At 32.8% G+C, this 20,521-nt stretch carries 17 protein-coding genes; 7 read left to right on the forward strand and 10 right to left on the reverse strand.

All coding sequences use genetic code 11. From position 1 onward, the window contains the following. From BTM19_RS12690 to panB, 4 genes are all read right to left on the reverse strand, one after another. The coding region (locus tag BTM19_RS12690; protein WP_099265895.1) for an Ig-like domain-containing protein at window positions 1-4,146 on the reverse strand (4,146 nt) is incomplete at its 3' end. A 680-nt stretch (window positions 4,147-4,826) separates the two neighbouring features. Beyond that, on the reverse strand, window positions 4,827-6,314 hold the full coding sequence (mqo, locus tag BTM19_RS12695) for a malate dehydrogenase (quinone) (protein ID WP_029379247.1): 1,488 nt from the start codon (window positions 6,312-6,314) through the stop codon (window positions 4,827-4,829). Between the two features lie 247 nt (window positions 6,315-6,561). After that, the gene (gene panC / locus BTM19_RS12700; protein WP_029379246.1) at window positions 6,562-7,410 is read right to left on the reverse strand and encodes a pantoate--beta-alanine ligase; all 849 of its coding nucleotides are present in this window, start codon (window positions 7,408-7,410) and stop codon (window positions 6,562-6,564) included. Next, entirely contained in the window at window positions 7,407-8,219 is an 813-nt protein-coding gene (gene panB, locus BTM19_RS12705; RefSeq protein WP_058626016.1) for a 3-methyl-2-oxobutanoate hydroxymethyltransferase, read from the reverse strand. Before panB ends, panC begins: the two co-directional genes overlap by 4 nt. Before the next feature lie 82 nt (window positions 8,220-8,301). On the opposite strand from panB, the gene BTM19_RS12710 reads away from it, so the two are divergent. Both BTM19_RS12710 and BTM19_RS12715 read left to right on the forward strand, forming a co-directional pair. Then, window positions 8,302-9,162, forward strand: a complete 861-nt coding sequence (locus BTM19_RS12710; RefSeq protein ID WP_058626015.1) for an oxidoreductase — start codon at window positions 8,302-8,304, stop codon at window positions 9,160-9,162. Window positions 9,163-9,546: 384 nt separating this feature from the next. Continuing rightward, on the forward strand, window positions 9,547-9,969 hold the full coding sequence (locus tag BTM19_RS12715) for a DUF2871 domain-containing protein (protein ID WP_029379243.1): 423 nt from the start codon (window positions 9,547-9,549) through the stop codon (window positions 9,967-9,969). Between the two features lie 278 nt (window positions 9,970-10,247). On the opposite strand, the gene BTM19_RS13195 is transcribed toward BTM19_RS12715, so the two are convergent. Together BTM19_RS13195 and BTM19_RS12720 are read right to left on the reverse strand one after the other, a co-directional pair. Further along, entirely contained in the window at window positions 10,248-10,361 is a 114-nt protein-coding gene (locus BTM19_RS13195; protein ID WP_325997015.1) for a DUF418 domain-containing protein, read from the reverse strand. 91 nt (window positions 10,362-10,452) lie between these two features. Then, window positions 10,453-11,001, reverse strand: coding sequence for a helix-turn-helix domain-containing protein (locus BTM19_RS12720; protein WP_051283187.1), 549 nt, complete (start codon window positions 10,999-11,001; stop codon window positions 10,453-10,455). Window positions 11,002-11,132: 131 nt separating this feature from the next. Here BTM19_RS12720 and BTM19_RS12725 point away from each other — a divergent pair, with 131 nt between their 5' ends. After that, window positions 11,133-11,708 (forward strand): LysE family transporter, encoded by a 576-nt coding sequence (locus tag BTM19_RS12725; RefSeq protein WP_058625603.1) that lies wholly within the window; start codon window positions 11,133-11,135, stop codon window positions 11,706-11,708. Between the two features lie 147 nt (window positions 11,709-11,855). On the opposite strand, the gene BTM19_RS12730 is transcribed toward BTM19_RS12725, so the two are convergent. Genes BTM19_RS12730 through BTM19_RS12740 form a run of 3 tightly spaced genes read right to left on the reverse strand, consistent with a single transcriptional unit; the run spans window position 11,856 to window position 15,494 of the window. Continuing rightward, window positions 11,856-13,217, reverse strand: coding sequence for a gluconate:H+ symporter (locus BTM19_RS12730; RefSeq protein WP_029379240.1), 1,362 nt, complete (start codon window positions 13,215-13,217; stop codon window positions 11,856-11,858). A 16-nt stretch (window positions 13,218-13,233) separates the two neighbouring features. Continuing rightward, window positions 13,234-14,610: a four-carbon acid sugar kinase family protein gene (locus tag BTM19_RS12735; RefSeq protein ID WP_029379239.1), complete on the reverse strand. Its 1,377-nt coding sequence runs from the start codon at window positions 14,608-14,610 to the stop codon at window positions 13,234-13,236. Window positions 14,611-14,618: 8 nt separating this feature from the next. Then, the gene (locus BTM19_RS12740) at window positions 14,619-15,494 is read right to left on the reverse strand and encodes an NAD(P)-binding domain-containing protein (protein ID WP_029379238.1); all 876 of its coding nucleotides are present in this window, start codon (window positions 15,492-15,494) and stop codon (window positions 14,619-14,621) included. Between the two features lie 114 nt (window positions 15,495-15,608). Here BTM19_RS12740 and BTM19_RS12745 point away from each other — a divergent pair, with 114 nt between their 5' ends. From BTM19_RS12745 to BTM19_RS12760, 4 genes are all read left to right on the forward strand, one after another. Beyond that, window positions 15,609-16,226, forward strand: coding sequence for a GntR family transcriptional regulator (locus tag BTM19_RS12745; protein ID WP_029379237.1), 618 nt, complete (start codon window positions 15,609-15,611; stop codon window positions 16,224-16,226). Window positions 16,227-16,448: 222 nt separating this feature from the next. Further along, window positions 16,449-17,375 carry a VOC family protein gene (locus BTM19_RS12750; protein WP_029379236.1) on the forward strand — a complete coding sequence of 309 codons (927 nt, stop codon included), beginning with the start codon at window positions 16,449-16,451 and terminating at the stop codon, window positions 17,373-17,375. A gap of 13 nt (window positions 17,376-17,388) precedes the next feature. Continuing rightward, window positions 17,389-18,450 (forward strand): LLM class flavin-dependent oxidoreductase, encoded by a 1,062-nt coding sequence (locus BTM19_RS12755; RefSeq protein ID WP_029379235.1) that lies wholly within the window; start codon window positions 17,389-17,391, stop codon window positions 18,448-18,450. Window positions 18,451-18,460: 10 nt separating this feature from the next. Beyond that, window positions 18,461-19,027 carry an NADPH-dependent FMN reductase gene (locus BTM19_RS12760; protein WP_099265896.1) on the forward strand — a complete coding sequence of 189 codons (567 nt, stop codon included), beginning with the start codon at window positions 18,461-18,463 and terminating at the stop codon, window positions 19,025-19,027. 101 nt (window positions 19,028-19,128) lie between these two features. Here BTM19_RS12760 and BTM19_RS13000 read toward each other — a convergent pair. Continuing rightward, window positions 19,129-20,521: GA-like domain-containing protein (locus tag BTM19_RS13000; protein WP_197709328.1), on the reverse strand; the 1,393-nt coding region annotated here is incomplete at its 5' end.

A 20,521-nucleotide genomic window follows, 5' to 3' on the forward strand; every position in this document is an offset into this window, starting at 1 on the left:
TGATGATACATTTCCATCTTTATCTTCAGCTACAACTCTGATTGCCTCTCCACCATCTAAGTTCACGGTTGTTGGAATGTCTACTGTGTAGTTGCCTTGGTCATCCGCTGTGCCCGTTGCTGTTGTGCCGTCTGGGAACGTTACTGTTACCGTTGAGCCTGGTTCTGCCGTTCCACTTACTGACGTAGCTTCACTTGTTACTTCGTTCACCGTTGGTGCTTCTGGTGCTGTGACGTCAGTTACAGTTGTAGCTACTGGTGCTGTTTCATTACCAGCATCATCTGTTGATATAACTTGAATTTCTTCGCCACCTACTAAATCAACTTCATCTGGAATAGCTATTGTATAATTTCCATTCGCATCTGATTCGCCTTTAACTGTTACACCATTAGGAAACTTAACTGTCACTGTTGAATTCGCTTCTGCTGTTCCTGTTACTTGTGTATCTTCGCTTGTCACACCATTAACCGTTGGCGGTTCCGGTGCTGTTTCATCTGTCACTGTAGTAGAACCTGGGTGCGAAACATTGCCAGCATCATCTGTTGAAATAGCTTGGATTGTTTCTCCACCTTGTAATGCTTCATCTTCTGGAATAGCGACTGTGAAGTTACCCTGTGCATCTGCTGTTGTTTCTACAACTGCTCCACTTGGGAATGTTACCTTAACCGTTGAATTCGCTTCTGCTGTTCCTGTTACTTCAGTGCTCACGCTTGTTACATGACTTATTTTTGGCGCATCTGGTGCTGTTGTATCTATCACTATGGCGCTTCCAGGTTGCGAAACATTTCCTGCAGCATCTATTGATGTAGCTTGGATTGTTTCTCCACCTTGTAATGCCTCATCTTCCGGGATATTTGCTGTAAAACGCCCGTTCTCATCTGCTGTTGTTTCTACAACTGCTCCACTTGGAAATGTCACTTTTACAGTTGAATTTGCTTCAGCAGTACCAGTTACTTGATTACTGTTATTAGTAGTATCTCCAATAACTGGTGCCTCTGGTGCTGTTGCATCTTCAACTATTGTTGTTGCTATAGTTGATTCATTGCCAGCTTTATCTGTTGAGATTGCTTTAAATTCTTCTCCACCATCAAGGTTTACGCTATCAGGTATGTTAACTATAAAGTTGCCTTGATCATCCGCAGTTACTGAAATTTTACCTCCACCTGGGAAACCAACTGTTACTGATGAATTAGGTTCAGCCTTTCCTGTAACTTGTGTGTCATTGCTTGTAATTGGATTAATTACTGGTGCTTCTGGTGCTGTTGCATCTGTAACAGTAATTTGATCTGAAATCTCACTTGTTTTACCATCTTTGCTAGCTGTTGCAGTTAACACTGTACCCGCTGTTAACGGTTTGTTTAATACTATAATTGCTGTTGAGCCATCACTTGGTATTTGAACTGAACCAATTTCATTATTATTGTTATCTCGAACTGTAATAGTAGCTCCAGCTGTGCCATTAACTTGTATCACAGTATCATTATCGTCAACTGGATTAATAGATGGTGTAGGTACTTTAGAAACATCTATAATGTTAAATGTATTAACTTCATCATTTTCATAGTTAGGTGAATCAATCGCAATTGTATATGTACCTTCTGGTGACTGAGGAATTGTTACAGAAAATGTACCGTCTGAGTTAACTGTAGATGTTCCAATCACTTTGCCATTTGCATCAATAACTTTAGCTGTTTGTGTTGCCGCTCCTTCTTTCAATGGAACTGAACCAGTTACAACGGTATCTATATTAGTAATATCAGCTGCTTCAGGCTCACCTACCAATGGAGAAGTTTTATAGTTAATGACTTCGTCTCCATCATTTTTACCATCCCCATCTGTATCATTATTTTCTGGATTTGAAAGTGATACTTGGCGTTCATATCTATCTAACAACCCATCTTTATCATAATCTTGTAATGCTAAAGTTGATGTTCCCAATGTATTATTGATAAGCAATCCTTTACTATCAGTTAAATATCCAGCAAATGTAAAATCTTCTTTTTGCTTAGTAGTTTCTCTAATTAAGTTACCTTGTGCATCGTATTCTGCATCTTTAGTTAAAATGTTATTTACGCTTTGATTTAATTTAATTACGATTCTAACACCTACTGTTTCAGGTAAAAGGTTGTTAAATTCGATAAGTTTATTTAAATTATCACTAGTAATCGACCCATTACCATTAGCGTCTAAAGTTAAATCTGCAACTTTGTCCTCTTCATGATATGTTTTATCAAAACCACTTAAACCTTGATAATCATACTTATGCAATTCTACACTTTCAATATAAGGTAATAAGTCTTTATCTATTTGGTAATTATATGACCATTGATTACTTTTTGTTTTGCTATATGAAAAAATGCCTTCTTTCATAATTTGTTGATCAATAAGGAAACCACCATACTCTCCTGGAGCATCGTCATATGCAGCTGATCCACTACTTGCTTTAAATGTATCACTATTCTCACTTGATATATTGTTTTGTAAACCAACTAAATCACTGTCAGCATTTGTTAAGAAGTAACCACTGCTTTCAGATGTACGTACAATTTTATTTCCTCTAGAGTCACGTACAAATATTTGATAATTCAACTTATTATTTTCTAAATTACCAGCACTATTTAAGATATTAGCAACCGTGTCATCAAGTTCTATTTTACCGTTAGTAGCTGTATATTGAGATAAGATTTCTGCTCCGCCAAACAAACCATCATTTGCTCTAATAAAGTTTACTTCCCATGTATTAGTAAGTTTGCCATTTTCATCAGTTAATCTAACAAATTCAACTGGTTGGCTTCTACCTGATGGATTTACAGTTATTTTTGTAACATGTTGAGCGATAATTGGGTCAAGTTTTAAATCAATTTTATATCTATCTCCAGAGTTAGCTCCTGACATATAACTGTGGATTTCAAATGGAATAACGTTACTATTTAATGTTGTCGGATTATCTAATGAACCTGGATCAAATATTAACGATGCAAACGTATAATTATCTAAGTAACCTAATGATTTTTCTACTTCTTCACTTTGATCTACTGCCGCAGCTAAAGCTGTCGGTGTAGCCATTGTTCTGAACATTGTACGTGTTGGTGTAGCTAACGTTGTTGCACTTTCTTGATCATTAACTAGCTCAATAAGTGAAGCTTTTAAAATTTCAATATTAATTTCTTCATCTGTAGCAGTCTCATAATTAATATCAGCATTATCCATAATTGCTTTTGTTTCTGTAGCAGATAATTGGCTGCCTAAAAATGATTCTACAGTAGCCTTTTTGTCTTCAGCTGTTGCTAATTCTGTTTCTAATTTTGATTGCGTTTCAACATTTTCACTGTTTTCTGTATTAGTTACCTTAGATTTATCAGGTTCAGGTACTGTAGTTTCCTCTTTTGGCATTTCTGACTCTTCTTTTGTAGTAACTTGTTGGTCATTAATATTTTGTGATTGCTCTACATTTTCATCTTTCTCACTATTATTATTTTCATCTACTGTTGTTTCTGTTGTTTTATTGATGTCTGTTGTTTCTGTTGTTTTATTAATGTCTGTTGATGGCGTTTCAGCCTTAGAAGATACATCACTTGTATTTGCTTCTTCTGTTTTAGGTTCTTCTGTTGTTTCATTCTCATTTACAATTTCATTTGTTTTATTGTCAGAGGATGGCGTTTGTTCTTGAGTTGAATCAGTTTTGTCAGAATCCTTTTGTTCAGTAATTGTTTCTTCTGTTTTAGGTTCTTCTGTTTTAGGTTCTTCTGTTTTAGGTTCTTCTGTTTTAGGTTCTTCTGTTTTTATTAATTCATCACTATTCTCATTTACTGTCGATTGCTCAACTTCATTAGTGGATTCAACTTCAGAATTTTCTGTCTTTTCTTGTGTTAGCTTATCATTACTCTCATTTTTCACTTCTTCAGAATCTTGTTCTGTAGTAATATTTTCCTCTATACCTTTAATATCGCTTATATCTAAAGCTTCACCTTTATCTTTAGTACTTCCATCATCAGTAGTTATTGAATCAAGTTCATCTGCTTTAGCTTCATTACCTATCCCCATAACTAAAGTAGCTCCAATTAATAACGATGCTGTCCCCACTGTAAATTTCCTAATAGAGTATTTATTCAATCTATTAGGTAAAAACCCTTGTTTGTTTTTCATAATTTTTCCACCTCAAATTTACTTTTTTCACAACTCAATATTACCCAATTAAATAATAAATGCAAGAGTTTTTTGAAATATTTACATAAACAATACAATTAAGTGTGCGCGTCCTATAATAAAATAGTTATTGTAACGAGCAACTATATCAAGTGCAATTCGATAGATTATATTAGTTTTGCTTACTAAATTAGATTTTTAAGTATGAAATATTTTAGGGGTATTCTAAATTTCCGATGAATTATTGTAAGAACTGAAATGTGCTTTAAATATGTTAATCATCGTGTATAACAAGAAAACTACAATTTTCTTGTATTCTCAATAACATACATATTAAATATTAAACATAATGCTAAAATGAAAAATGATTATAAAAAACTTTTGCATTTAATTCATTATTCGATGTGTAATGCGAGTTACTATTAATTATATTTTCAATAGCATACAATGTAAAGTGCCTAAGCAATAGTTTAAATATTAAAATAATTATAGCAATTAATATTTTTCATAACGTGGATAAATAACTAAATATTTTTTAGAGTAGTTAAAATTATTATATAGTTATTTTGAAAATCTTATTTTTATGAAATTCATTTACATTAAAAAGTTTAGTACACTAGCATATTTTCTCAACAAAAAACCTCGAAACATAGATATGTTTCGAGGTAAAAATAACCTTATTATTTATTGTTTAATTGAAGCTCTGTGTCGTTAGCTTGACGTATTTGTTTTAATAACGCATAGTCTTCAATCAATGATTTACCATAAGAAGGAATCATTTCTTTCAATTTTGGTTCCCACTGTTTAAGCTGGCCAGGGAAGTTTCTTTCAATAACTTCTAATGCAACAGATACTGATGTTGAAGCACCTGGTGATTCACCTAATAATGCGATAACAGAATGGTCTTTAGAATTAACAACTTCTGTACCAAATTGAATAAATCCTCTACCATGTTCTTTAGTATCTTTAATAACTTGAACACGTTTACCAGCTTGTAAGATATCCCAATCCTCATCTTTAGCATCAGGTACAAATCGACGTAATTCTTTCATTCGATCATCTTTTTTCGCTAATACTTCTTGAATTGAATATTTAATTAATGGGAAGTTCTTAACCGCTGCAGATAACATCGTAATCACATTGCTTGGGTTAATTGATTTGAATAAATCTAAGTTAGAACCATTCTTCAAGAATTTTGGTCCGATTGCTGCAAATGGTCCGAATAATAATGAATTTTCATCTTGAATGTAACGTCTATCTAAATGAGGTACAGTCATTGGTGGTGTACCTTCTGGTTCTTTACCATAAGCTTTCACTTCATGTTTAGCTACAACTTCAGGGTTATTACATACTAAAAATTCGCCTGTAATTGGGAATCCGCCTAAATGTTTGCTTTCTGGGATACCAGTTTTTTGTAATAACGGAATCGCTGCACCACCAGCACCGATAAATAGATAATCAGTAATATGATGTTCTACTTTTTTAGTTTTTAGGTCTTTAATTTTAACTTCCCATTTACCGTCTTTACGACGGCTAAAGTCTTGAACTTCATGTTTATAGAAAAGCTGTGCATTTTCATGTTCGCCTAAATTTTTAGCCATCTTTCTAGTAAGTTCACCAAAGTTTACATCTGTACCTTCATCAATCTTACTAGCCGCAACCGTTTCATTTGGGTCACGACCTTCCATCATTAATGGCATCCACTCTCTTAATTTTTCGTGGTCTTCAGTATATTCAATACCTTTAAACATTGATAATGGAGCTAAGGCCTCATAACGTCTTTTCAAGAAGTTTACGTTTTTATCCCCTTGCACAAAGCTAATGTGTGGTAAAGGGCGAATAAATTCTTGTGGGTTGGCGATTTGTTTACTTTTTACTAAATGAGACCAAAATTGTTTTGAAATCTCAAATTGTTCATTTATTTCTTTAGCTTTTTCTACATCTATTGAGCCATCTTTTTGTTCAACTGTATAATTCAATTCACATAATGCGGCATGTCCAGTACCAGCATTATGACGCTCATTTGAACTTTCTATAGCAGGTTTGTCGAGTCTTTCAAAAAGTTTAATATTCCAATCTGGTGCAAGTTCTTTTAACATTGTCCCGAATGTTGTACTTAAAACACCCGCGCCAATTAAAATAACGTCTTTAGAGTTTGATTCACTCATCATGTTTCCACCTTTCAATTATCACTTTTTAATAGCAATTTATAATATTTTTATTTTATAAGATACCAGTCAGTCTATTCCTAATGTATTCATACCCTATAATACTGTCTTACTATCATAAATTTACTTCTCGATATATATCTCTCATAGCATATGATAAAACAACACTGTCGAAATGTAAAATGTATATTGCGATAAGATTAATTTCTGCTAAATTGCCTTAAGCGTCTTGTTTATACTAGGTTAGCTAGTCACCTATAATTATGTTATCTATCAAGCGTGCTTTACTGAATTTAACTGCTAATGAAATGAATATTTTCCCTTTTATTTGTTCTTGTTCAATGAGTTGCGGATAACTATAAATAGCCACTGTTTCAATGTTACCAGTGGTATGCTTTTCAATATAGTCACGTGTTTTTTCAATTAACTTTTTACTTTCCCTCTCACCCTGTTCATACATTGATTGCGCTAAACAAAGACCTTGATACAAATACGCCGCTTCTGTGCGTTCATGTTCTGTTAAATAAATATTACGGGAGCTTTTAGCTAATCCATCTTCTTCTCTTACGATATCTACACCTATAATTTTAATTGGATGATTGAAATCTTCTACCATTTTTTCAACGATAGCTAACTGTTGTGCATCTTTCTTACCAAAATATGCTTTATTGGGGCGTACAATATTAAATAATTTATTAACAACAGTAACAACACCATCGAAATGTCCTGGTCTCTCAGCGCCTTCTAACACTGTAGCAAGACGGCCTGCTTTCACTTCAATGGTCGGTTTTTGTGGATACATTTCCTTCTCGTTTGGATGAAATATATAATCAACGTTTACTGATTGCGCTTTAATAGCATCACCGTCAATGTTTCTTGGATATGATGCTAAATCTTCATTTGGTCCAAATTGCAAAGGATTAACAAAAATGCTAATCACAGTTACATCATTTTCTGCAACTGATTGAGCCATCATCTTTAAATGTCCATCATGTAATGCACCCATAGTAGGTACAAAACCAATATTATTACCTTGACGTTTTAGTTCATTTGTAATCTGTCCCATTTCTTTAATACTCGTGATTATTTTAGTCATTTTGTATCCTCATCCATCACGCGTTTTTTATAAGTATGATTCCCATCAGGAAACTGGCTAGATTTCACTTCTCTATTGTATTCAGTCAATGCATCAATGCCAACTGAAAAATCACCATATTGTTTTACAAATTTCGCTTGATGCTCGACACCATAATTTAATAAATCATGATAAACCAATACCTGTCCATCTGTATCTTTACCAGCTCCAATCCCTATTACAGGAATGTCTAGTTGTTTTGAGATTTCTGCTGCTAGATCAGCAGGTACCGCTTCTAGCACTAACATGACTGCGCCTGCCTGTTGTACATCATGGGAATCGTTAAGAAGTTGTTGTGCCGCATCTTTGTTACTTGCTTGCATTTTATATCCTGTGATACCTACACTTTGTGGTGTAAGACCTAAATGTGAAACGATCGGAATTCCCATACGGCTACAATTTTCAATATATTTTGTTAGATGTGCACCCTCCGCTTTAATCGCATTGGCACTAGTCTGCTGGTACAATTTAACTGCTATTTCTAAGTCATATTGTTCAGAAATGCCTACTCCACCAAATGGCACATCGACAACTACATAAGTATCAGGCGCACCTCTACGCACTGCCTTTGCATGATGTATCATATCCTCGACAGTTACTTGTACTGTATTGTCGTAACCCAAAACTGTCATGCCTAGTGAGTCTCCAACTAATATCATATCTATCTGTGCTGCTTCAGCTTGTTTAGCACTTGGGTAATCATAAGCTGTTACCATTGAAATTTTTTCTTTATTGTCTTTATATGCTTGTAACTGACTCAATGTTTTCAATTAAAATCAACTCCACAATTTGATATATTTATATTGTTATACATATATTAACTAAACTTTTTAAAAAAGGAAATAAAATAACATGAGCAATTTCGCTATTATTGGTCCTGGCGCAGTAGGAAGTACAATTGCGTTTGACCTTCAACATAATCAACCAAACTTGAAATTATTAGGGCGTCGCAATCAAACGCTTAATTTCTTTGTTGATGGAAATTCAACTGAGGCACATCAATTAACTGTAACTGCTTTAAGTGACTGTAATGAAAAATTTGACGTTATAATTATCGCTGTAAAGATACACCAACTATCAAAAGTCTTAACTGAATTAGACCACTTGTTACATAAAGATACTACTATTATTTTAGCTCAAAATGGTCATGGTCAATTATCAAAGTTTAAACATCCATTTGTTTATCAAGCTGTAGTGTATATTAGTGGTCAAAAAGAAAATGATAAAGTAACTCACTTTCGCGACCATAAATTAATCTTAAAGAATACACCTCAAACAGAAGCATTACACAAAGAACTAGAAAATACACCACTAGATATTCACCTAACTGATGATATAGAGAAAGCAATTTGGTATAAACTGCTTGTAAACTTAGCTATCAACAGCGTGACTGCTTTGAGTCGTTCTACCGCCTCTGTATTAACCATTCCTGGTATTAAAAATCTGTGTGAAAATTTATTACGCGAAGGTATAGAAATCGCTAAATTTGAAAATGTAATATTTGGGGAAGAAATCGTAACTGAGATTATGACGATTTATGAAGGTTATCCTAACGCAATGGGTACAAGTATGTACTACGATATTTTAGATAATAAACCTTTAGAGATTGAAGGAATTCAAGGTTTTTTATATAACAAAGCACGATTACATGATTTACAAACCCCCACGCTTGATACAATTTATCCCCTTTTACTAGCACAACAAAAGAATTAAATTAAAACACTATTTCCAATTACAATAAGCCTAAGTAGTCAATTAATATAAAGTAATTACTTAGGCTTCATCATTATCTAATAAATGGCGTTATGGAAGTAATGATCAACTGCACATTCCAACAATCACATTATCCCTAAAATTATAAATAAAGGCACGATACTTCATAACCATCGTTCATTACAACTCCCACAGATTTACAGACTTTCTGAAAATAATTGCGAATACTAAAAAATATATCTAAGACACAATTTCCTTTCTGTTTCTCCTATCTTTTTAATAACTGCATACACTCTATAAAATTAGCATTTTTTATTTTTGTTCATATAGAGTTCATATAAGAAGTTTATATTACAGTTATTAACAAATCGGAGGTCGAAAAAAATGAAAAAATTAATGTTTAGTTCAGCATTCTATACTTTACTAGGTATGTTAAGTGGTCTTTTTTACCGTGAAATGTCTAAAGGCGAAAATTTTAGTGGCTACTCTCAATTAAACGTCACACACACGCATTTACTCGTTTTAGGTACGATAATGTTCTTAATATTTATGGTTATTGAATACCAATTGAAATTAACTAAAAATAGTAAGTTATTTAATAGCTTTTTCTATTTATTCCACTTAGGTATTTTAGTAACAGTAGCTATGCAATATGTTAATGGTATTGCAACTATCAAAGGCTTTAGCGTTAGCCCAGCAATTGCAGGTATTGCAGGTTTAGGCCACATCATGATTTCTATTGCCTTTATTTTATTCTTTGTACTTTTAAATAAAAGGATAAATGCGAACTCAAATAAAATTAAATAATAATTTACAATGCTATAATAAAATCGCTTTAAAGTACCTATAATGAAATAGTACTTTAAAGCGATTTTATTTATTATGATACAATAGTGAGCCGAATAAATATCAATATCATGTTAAGGAACACTCTTTAAGTTATTATTAATGCTCCCAAAGTGACAATAAATCAATATGGCTATTTTTCAAAAAAATTATAAGTCATTAACCTAGATAAATACTTGCCTATTACTACTGAAATAATTAAACGGTATAATATACATTCTAGCTCCATATCCTAACTTTTATTTTGTTATGTTAATCATCCATTTCATATAAGTTGCTAATTTCCATATATATTCTAAAGGTCCCCATTTATAATGTTTAAGCCATATAAAGTGAAATGACGATTTTGTAATATAAAAATGCCTTTAAAACTCTTTACCTTATTCTAAATACGACAATAAAATCGGTTATCGCTAAAGGCATTGCGTTGCACCACTACTCTTTTTACTTATAATCTATAACCATAGAAATGAGTGTAATTTCGTTCCCATTGTTAATATAACTATGAGCAATATCAGATTTAAATCTCAATGCATCTCTTTCTTTTAAAGTAAGTACTTCATTTTCTAAATGCATTTCTAATTGACCTTCAATTATGATAATTGATTCTTCAGAACCAGCCAAATGTGGTTCAGAATTTAAAGTGGCACCGGGGTCTAATTCAACATAGAAGAACTCAAATGACTTACTTTTTTCAAATGGAAAGTAAGGATAAACTCTATATTTCCCTTCATTTTCTGTTACTGGTACAATATCTTCCTTTTTTACTTGGATATAGTCAGATTCTGCTTCACTCATCAGGCTACTAAACGACAATTTCAGTCCGTTACTAATCTTCCAAACAGTATTAATAGATGGAATTGTATTGCCTTTTTCTATCTCATTTAGCGAAGACGTACTCACCCCAGTGAGTTTTGATAATTTTTCCAGACTAATTTTGTTTTTCTTTCTATATAGATAAATATTTTTTGCCACAATTTTATGGAATTCCATCATAACGGCTCCTTTTTATATTGACTTTCCTTTGAAGTGGATATAAAATCCTTTTAAAAGGATATATCCTATACATAGGAATTATTATCGGTATATTTCCATAGTAAAGGATAATGCGAGGAGAATGCAATTTGTTTATATCTTTTATCATTTATACATTTTTCATGAGCTATACACCTGGACCAAATAATTTATTAGCTTTGGATGGCGCCTTACGATTAGGTATTAGAGGTACATTGAAATTTCTAATTGGAATTGGTTTAGGCTTCTTAACACTTTCATTGCTATGTCTTATTTTTAGTAAGTTTATGACAATTTATTTCACAAGTTTTATTTTGATTATAAAATTTGTAGGATTTGTTTATTTATTATATCTAGCATATACAGTGTTTAAACATAATCACAGCAATGATAGCCTTGGTCATACATATCGTTTACGAGATGGATTATATCTTCAATACATGAACCCTAAGACTATCGTTTACGTGCTAACTGCAATTGTCATTTATATCACTACACAAGACATGACATTTTTCGCTTCCATGAGCTATACAGTTACCATCGCACTAATAGGCGTTTCTGGCGCTATTGCTTGGGCATTTTTAGGGCTTTGTTTCAAAAAATTATTACTAAAATATAATACTGCATATAAAATTTGTATGTCATTCTGCTTGGTCATATTGGCCTTTATGATGTTGTTAGAATAACTATTTAAATTAAGGATCCCGATATCATCTCAAAGCTTTTATAAATAATAGATAATCGTTTTTCTAATAAAAATAATAACTCTTTTATAATAAAAAAGAGCGAGTCCCCAACCAAACTTGATTGGGAATACTCACGCCAATTTATTATTATACGATGAAATTCACAATTAAAATTAATACTAAACCTACAACTGATAAGATGGACTCTAATAAGGTCCAAGTTAAAAAGGTTTCTTTCATAGTTAAACCAAAATATTCTTTGAACATCCAAAATCCTGCATCATTCACATGTGAGCAGAAAATACTACCGGCTCCGATGGCTAAAACGACTAATGAAATGTTGACATCAGACGATTGTAATAAAGGTAAAACAATACCTACCGATGAAATCGCTGCAACTGTTGTTGATCCTAGTGCTGTCCGTAATAACGCCGCAGCTAACCATGCAAGGATAAGTGGTGACATTTCAGTACCTTTAAATATCTCTGAAATGGTGTCACCTACACCACCATCAATTAGTATCTGTTTAAATGTTCCGCCGCCACCTATGATAAGAATAAGCATTGCAATGGGGGTAATGGCATTCGAAACGGTATCCATAATCTGCTTCATACTCTGTTTCCTTCTAATACCCATAGAATAAATTGCAAATAATACGGCAATTAACATCGCAGTTACAGAGGTTCCAATAAAGTAGATAAATCCTTCGAAACCATTTGCTTTTCCGTCTTCATTACCAGTTATTAACTGTACAATTGTAGCTAATAGCATCAAGATAACTGGTGCAAGTGCCGTAAGCAAACTCATACCAAAACTTGGTAAATCTTTGTTTTCAAATACTTTGAACTCACCGACAGCTGCTTGATTTCCTTTTCTTTTGAAAGCTTCAGGCGTTAATTTATGTGCAATTTTTGGGAAAATAGCTCCAACAATAATTGCTAAAGGTATACCGATAATAACCCCATACATCAATACATGACCAATATTAGCATTTACCGCTTCTGAAATTGCAACTGGGCCTGGATGTGGCGGTAAAAAACCATGTGTGACTGCAATAGAGGTTGCCATCGGAAGTCCAACTGTTAAGTTTGAAATCTGCATCCTTTTAGCTAATGTAAATACTAAAGGAATTAATAACACAAATGCCACTTCCAAGAATAATGATATCCCAATAATAAATGACGCGATAATCATTGCCCACGTCACATATTTCTTACCAAACACATTAATTAATGTATCGGCAATACGTGTAGCACCACCGCCATCTGACAATAACTTACCTAATATAGAGCCTAATCCAAAAATAATCGCAATATGTCCTAGTGTATCCCCCATACCTTTTTCAATAGTAGTTACAATTGTATCTAAAGGCATTCCCAGTAAAATACCGGTTACCATTGAAGTAATAATTAGAGCAATAAATGTATTAAGTTTAAACCACATAATTAACATTAATAATATAAGTACTCCAATCACAACAGCAACTAACGGCCAAATTTCTCCCATCATGTTCTTCCCCTACTTTCTATATCTCTTTCGAATTCATCTTATATACAGTTGTTAATGTATCTTCGTCTCCAATATTTCCCGGGAAAATAACATAAGGCATTTGACTATATTTTGCTTCTTCCCCTGTTAACCAAACTGGTACACCTTGCGTTATTTGACCGATAACAATTGCCTTTTTAATATTCAGTCCTTTAGTGGCAACATCGCTAGAAGTAATACCACCTTTAGCAATAATGAATCTTGGTTTTACTTTTAAGCCTTGTACAATACCAACTAATGCATTAGAAATATTCGTAGAAATACTTAAATTATTCGTTAAATCTTCTGTTTTAATTACATCTCTTGAAGTATAAACAACGACATCTCTCTCCGATTGAATCAATGATGTCACTTTTTCTATTTGTTGGTTTATGTACGATTGTAAATCATTTGTAGTGACTGCTTTTACATCAAACTCAATAGATGCAATATCAGTATTTGTTAATAAATGTTGTAGTTGCGATGAAGTTTTTTTAACATGTGATCCTACAATCATTAGTCCACCATTCGTTTGATTACCATAATGATTCAAGTTAATAATCTCTCCAGGTGTTTCACACATAGCTTTAACAAAAGACGCGGCTGTTCTAAACATGAATTTTTTATCATTACTTCCTAAAAATGTAGTTAAACATGAAACAAAATAATCCATGTCTTCATCATTTAATGCATCGACAACAACAGCATCAAAATTTGAGATACTGTTAAGCACTTCATTAATTGATTGAGCATCGCGTTCTCGTATTTGTGATAAACGAATATGTTTTACGTCATTTGCATTAATTTCTCCATTACTTTTCTCTTCTATAAAACTTGCCATCGTTCTACTACTAAATCCAAATGTAGTATCATTTGCAAATTCACTTTCAGACACAGGAATATATGCGTCACCTTCTTTTAAGTAATGAATACCATCAAATGTGTAACGTTTCCCTTCAAAGAACGCTGGTATATAAAATACTCCATCAAATTGTTCATCTGAAGCTTCGCTCAAGACTTTCGGTTCTAGATAAAAATGCCCTCTTAATGTCGAATCTCCTCTACTTATTACAATGTATGGATGATCTAATCGTTGCGAAACTCGTGCTATATTACGACTGATTTCTTGATGCAGTTGTGTTGTTTCTTGTTCATTTAATGCTCTAGAATTCGTTAATATATAAAACATATGGTTATCTTGCTTAAAACCATCTTCAATTAGAGATTCTGACCATTCTGTATATACTGGTAAGTCTTTTACTGTTTGAGTTCCAGTTGGATCATCATCTAGAACGATAATTTTATATTTAAAAGTACTAAGTTTTTTTGAAATAACATCTTGTTTTTTGGTATTTATTAAACGCTCAGTTAACATCTTTTCACCTACATATTATTTATATTTTCAAAGAATTTTATAATTCCTGAATGATCATTCATACCATTACCGCGTGCAACTTCTGATTTATATATTTCTTTCACTTGATTTGCTATAGGCAATGTAAGACCAACTGTATCTGCTGTTGAACTCACGTTTTTCATATCTTTTAAATTTATGTTTAGCGTGCCCCCTGGTTGATAGTCTTCCTCAATCATTTTTGGAAACTTCGCATCCATTACGCTAGAACCTGCTAAACCACCTTTAATTGCTTTATACATATTTGCTAAATCTATATCAAATTTTTTCGCTAATACTACCGCTTCAGAAAGCGCAGCAATGTTAGTGTTAACTATAATTTGGTTTGCTAACTTTACTACGCTACCAGCGCCGACATCTCCGACTCTTATAACTGATGCAGCAATAGGTTCTAAAACTTTTTGAATTTCTGGTAAATCTGTTTCTGCACACCCAATCATGACGGATAATTCACCTGTTATCGCTAAAGGTTCTCCTCCACTAACGGGAGCATCCATATATTTAATCTGTTTTGTTTCTAGTACTTTACTTATTTCCAATGATTCATTTGGTGTTAAAGAACTAGTATCAATAATAGCTTTTACTTTAATATCAGTTTGCTTAACTATGGCATCTTCGCCACTATATAAAACAGCCTTTACTATCGCACCATTTGGCAACGATGTAATAACATAATCAGCTTGTTGAGCCATTTGTTGTACTGAAACAGCATTTGCACCTTGCATCACTACTTCATTTTCTGCTTCTTTATTTAAATCATTAACAAGAACAGTTACGTTCGCTTTTAATAAATTTTCTACCATTGGTTTGCCCATAATACCTAAACCTATAAATCCTACTTTCATAATTAACACCCTCCTGAAAACGTTTGCAAAATCATTGTATACCAAAAACGTTAAAATGTATACATTTTATTACTAATTTTTTTATAGTACACTTATTGTAATGAGGTGAGTTAATTGAATAATAATGAATTAACAATTTATCAAAGAATAAGAAATGACATTATTTCTGGTGCTTTTAAAAAAGATGAGAAAATTACCGAAGCCAAACTTGCAAAGAAGTATGAAGTAAGTCGCACTCCAATTCGTGAAGCATTAAAGCAACTAGAACTAGAATACTTTATAAAAAACGCGTATATTTTCATACCAACTAGTGAAGAATATAGACAAATATTTGAAATGCGTATTTTATTAGAGACACATGCATTAAAAAAAGCTGCTATTGTTTATACAACATCAGATTTAGAAGAATTAAAAAGTTACACTGAAATAGATATTGAAGTAGAAGATGAAGCTAAAATCATTGAAATCAATGACAAATTCCATCAAAAAATTATCGCTGCTACTAATAACCAGTTTATTTTAGATACATACCAAAAATACAAAAGCTTCATTTATTTATTTAGCCAAACTGTAATTAACAAACGCCGTCCTGGTCTAATAGAAGAACATAAAGCCATCGTTTCAGCGCTTTATGACAGAGATATCACTTTAGCTGTCACGTTACTCGAAAACCATTTAAAAAACGACTTAGAGTTCAGCCTTTATTATTTAGAATTTAAAAACAATAAATAATTTAAAAAGACACGAAATTTTAAAAATTTCGTGTCTTTTTATAAAATAAACTTAATTTATAATTAAGGAATATTAGTGTTCAAATCCTAGGTGTTGCTTTTCTGTCTAACAAGGTATATATTATCGCTAACAAGTATATTTTTTATACCACCCGTTTATATTAACTGTAAACAGGCAATTATTAATACAATAGTAACTATAAAATCTATGAGGGGGCGCTTTATGAATATCATTGGCCATCACCACATTTCAATGTACACAAAAGATGCACAAATAAATAAAGATTTTTATACTCAGATTTTAGGATTACGTTTAGTAGAAAAATCCGTAAATCAAGATAACCCTAAGATGTACCATTTATTTTTCGGAGATGAAATTGGTTCTGCAGGAACATTGCTGAGCTTTTTTGAGATACCTAATTTAGGGAAAAATCGTCCTGGTACAAATTCCATTCATCGTATAGGTTTATTAGTTCCTGATAAATCATCTTTAACTTATTTTCAATCTCGACTAGAAGCTAACAATGTAAACACGACAAATATGACATATTTAAACCAACAAGCCTTGTTATTTAAAGATCCAGATGATTTAGAGATTATATTAGTTGCTAATAATCAATATAATCTACCAAAATCATGGCGCAAAAACCCATACTCAAATATTCCTACAGAGCACCAAATTTTAGGTATGGGACCTGTCGAATTACGACTACGCGACACTCAAAAAACCGTTGATTTTTTACAACATGAACTGCGTTATACTCCAAAACAGAATACAGATGAAACAGTTATGACCTTGGATGAAAATGGCCTATACTCAGACTTTGTGATTGTCGAACAACAAGGTCAACGTGCGCGACCTGGTCAGGGTTATGTGCACCACATAGCTGTTAATACACCTAAAGAGTCAAATTTAGAAGCTATTTTAGCAACAGTTAATCATAACCCTGGAAATAATAGTGGTATTATTGATCGCTACTTTTTCAAATCATTATATTACCGACACAACAGTATTATGTATGAATTTGCAACAGAATTTCCTGGTTTCACAGTGGACACAGCTGTTGAAGATTTGGGCAAACAACTCAATTTACCAGATTTTATGGAAGATCAACGCACTCAAATTGAATCACAATTACACGATTTATAAAGGATGATGATATATGGCTATTTTAAAAATGAATGAAAGTACTCCATTAGAATTTGGGCTTTATTCACTTGGAGATCACCTACTCAATCCTCATAATGGTGAAAAAATAAGTTATGAACAACGCATTCAAGAATTAATCGAGGCAAGTCAATTAGCAGAACAAGCAGGTATAGATGTTTTCGGTGTTGGCGAAAGTCACCAAGAGCACTTTACCACACAAGCACATACAGTTGTATTAGGAGCAATCGCACAAGCAACTAATAAAATTAAAATATCTAGTTCTTCCTCAATTATCAGCGCAGCAGACCCAGTTAGAATATTTGAAGATTTTGCAACATTAGACTTAATATCACATGGGCGAGCAGAAATAGTAGCAGGTAGAGCTTCTCGCACAGGCATCTTCGATTTATTTGGTTTAGATCTAAATAATTATGATGAGCTTTACGAAGAAAAATTAAATTTACTGTTAGAGTTGAATAAAACCGATAAAATTACTTGGTCTGGTAAATTCAGACCTGATTTAAATAATATGAAAATATTTCCAAGACCAATAGACGATGAACTACCAATTTGGCGTGCCGTTGGCGGTCCTGCAGCAAGTGCGATTAAAGCGGGACGCCAAGGTATCCCAATGATGATTACTACATTAGGTGGGCCAGCAATGACATTTAAAGATTCAATAGATGAATATCGATTAACTGCCAAAGAACATGGTTTCGATACTTCAGCCCAATCGTTACCAGTTTCTACTGCTAGTTTATTCTATACTGCTGAAACGACACAATTAGCGTTGAAAGAATATTACCCTCACCTTAATGTTGGTATGTCTTTTATAAGAGGTACTGGCTATCCAAAACAACAATTTGCTAATGCACCGGATTATAGAGATGCCTTAATGGTTGGAAGTCCACAACAAATCATTGAAAAAATACTTTACCAACATGAGCTTTATAATCATCAGAGATTTATGGCTCAAATTGATTTCGGTGGTGTACCTTTTAATAAAATAATGAAAAATATAGAACTCATTGGTAATGAAATCATTCCAGGTGTTAAAAAGCATTTGAACAAATAGGAGGTATACTATGAATGTTGTACTACTATCTGGTTCTACAGTTGGCTCTAAAACGAGTACTGCTATGAAATATCTAAATGAAGCCATAACAAATCAGGACGATACACTTAATATCCAATTATTTGATTTAAAGCATTTAGAGTTATCTTTTAGCGATGGACGAAATTACTTGGATTATTCCGGAGACACATTAGAATTAACTACTGCTTTAATGCAAGCGGATATTATTTTTATAGGTTTTCCAATCTTTCAAGCATCCATACCTGGAACACTTAAAAACGTATTTGATTTACTTCCTGTTAACGCGTTTCAAGATAAAGTTGTAGGTGTTATAGCTACTGCGGGTTCTCCAAAACATTACTTAATTGCTGAAACACAATTAAAACCAATATTAAGTTATATGAAAGCCCACGTTATGCAAACTTATGTATTTATAGAAGAACGTGACTTTTCTAATGGCACTATCGTCAATGATGACATTATATTTAGAATTAATGATTTAGCAACATCAACTTTGCGTGTTTCTAAATTATATAATCAGCTTTTAGAAGAAGAAAATGACCAATACGATTTTTAGTTCATAATCTAATATTTTAGTTACCTATAAATTCAAAGAGCTGAGACATATCTTTATGTCTCAGCTCTTTTTTGTATTAAATAGATAGATGTTATTAAATTTTAGTTATTTTTTTCTGTTCCTTTCTTTTTTCCTTGTCTATTTCTTAAGAGCATCATTGAACCTATAGATCCTAGTAAAGTTCCAAAAATCCAACTATCTTTATTGTTTTCACCTGTATTAGGTAAATGAGTTATTGAATTCATATTTTGTTCTGAGTTTCCATTAATCTCATTTTGCTTTGTTTGTAAGTAGCTTGAAGATACGTTTAATGGTTGTAGCTCTGAATTGTGTTTATACAATTCTGTATTAAGTCTTCCATCTAATAGCGTATTATCTCTATTGTTTGAATAGTGTATCTCTACATTTTTATCTATAGATTTCTGTGATTTTGATTTTCTAATAGAATGGTCCAAATAATCATTTATATTAGTATGCTTTTGACCTTTTGTATTTGGTGATTCTATATCTAATATACCATTGCCGTCTTTATCATTTACTTTTGGTGGTCTCACTAGGGTAATTTGTTCTAATCTATTTTGAAGTGAATTTTTGTCTAAAGAGCTATTAGGTATGTCATTTATTTTGCTTATCGCTGATGTCTTAGCACTTTGTAGTGTTTGGATTAATTTGTCTAATTCCTCTCTCTCTTTTGGAGTAATTAATCCGTCTTTTTTAATTTCTATTAATTTTTCTTCAACTTTTGCTTTTGCTTCTTCAGCTGCTTGGATAGCTTTCTTTGCTTTAGCAAGTTGTTCTATGTCTAACACGCCATTACTGTCTTGGTCTGTTACAGCGGGTGATGTTACTGTACTGATTCCGTCTAAGCGTGTTTGTAAATCTGTCATACCTGTTGTACCATTTGGTACATTGTTTAATTTCTCTGTGGCATTTGTTTTAGCTTTATCTAACGCTTCGATTAACTTATCTAATTCGTCTTTTTCGCTTGGATTTATTAATCCATCACTCGTAATTTCAGTCAGCTTATTATCTACAGCTCTCTTCGCTTCTTCCGCTGCCTCGATTGCTTGTTGCGCTTCTGTTAATTGAACTGTATCTAAGATTCCGTTACTGTCTTTATCATTCACTTCTGGGGATGTTACTGTACCGATGCCATCTAAGCGTGTTTGTAAATCTACTTTTCCTGTTGTGCCTTCTGGTACATTGTTTAATTTCTCTGTGGCATTTGTCTTAGCCTTGTCTAATGTCTCAATCAATACATCGAGCTCTGCTTTCTCACTTGGATTAATTAATCCATCGCTTGTGATTTCTGTTAACTTACTATCTACAGCTTGCTTCGCTTCTTCCGCTGACTCAATTGCTTTTTGCGCTTCCGTTAATTGAACGGTATCTAAAATTCCATTACTATCTTTGTCATTTACTTCTGGCGATGTTACTGTACCGATGCCATCTAAACGTGTTTGTAAGTCTACTTTTCCTGTTGTACCTTCTGGT

The sequence above is a fragment of the Staphylococcus xylosus genome (assembly GCF_002732165.1).
Taxonomy (GTDB): Bacteria; Bacillota; Bacilli; order Staphylococcales; family Staphylococcaceae; genus Staphylococcus; species Staphylococcus xylosus.

Bases quoted from the DNA above. Each gene is read 5' to 3' on its own strand.
- BTM19_RS12710 (WP_058626015.1), top strand. From the start codon at position 8,302: ATGAGCAATTTCGCTATTATTGGTCCTGGCGCAGTAGGAAGTACAATT.
- BTM19_RS12750 (WP_029379236.1), top strand. From the start codon at position 16,449: ATGAATATCATTGGCCATCACCACATTTCAATGTACACAAAAGATGCA.
- panC (WP_029379246.1), bottom strand. From the start codon at position 7,410: ATGACTAAAATAATCACGAGTATTAAAGAAATGGGACAGATTACAAAT.
- BTM19_RS12720 (WP_051283187.1), bottom strand. From the start codon at position 11,001: ATGGAATTCCATAAAATTGTGGCAAAAAATATTTATCTATATAGAAAG.
- BTM19_RS12740 (WP_029379238.1), bottom strand. From the start codon at position 15,494: ATGAAAGTAGGATTTATAGGTTTAGGTATTATGGGCAAACCAATGGTA.
- BTM19_RS12755 (WP_029379235.1), top strand. From the start codon at position 17,389: ATGGCTATTTTAAAAATGAATGAAAGTACTCCATTAGAATTTGGGCTT.
- mqo (WP_029379247.1), bottom strand. From the start codon at position 6,314: ATGAGTGAATCAAACTCTAAAGACGTTATTTTAATTGGCGCGGGTGTT.
- BTM19_RS12735 (WP_029379239.1), bottom strand. From the start codon at position 14,610: ATGTTAACTGAGCGTTTAATAAATACCAAAAAACAAGATGTTATTTCA.
- BTM19_RS12715 (WP_029379243.1), top strand. From the start codon at position 9,547: ATGAAAAAATTAATGTTTAGTTCAGCATTCTATACTTTACTAGGTATG.
- BTM19_RS12730 (WP_029379240.1), bottom strand. From the start codon at position 13,217: ATGATGGGAGAAATTTGGCCGTTAGTTGCTGTTGTGATTGGAGTACTT.
- BTM19_RS12760 (WP_099265896.1), top strand. From the start codon at position 18,461: ATGAATGTTGTACTACTATCTGGTTCTACAGTTGGCTCTAAAACGAGT.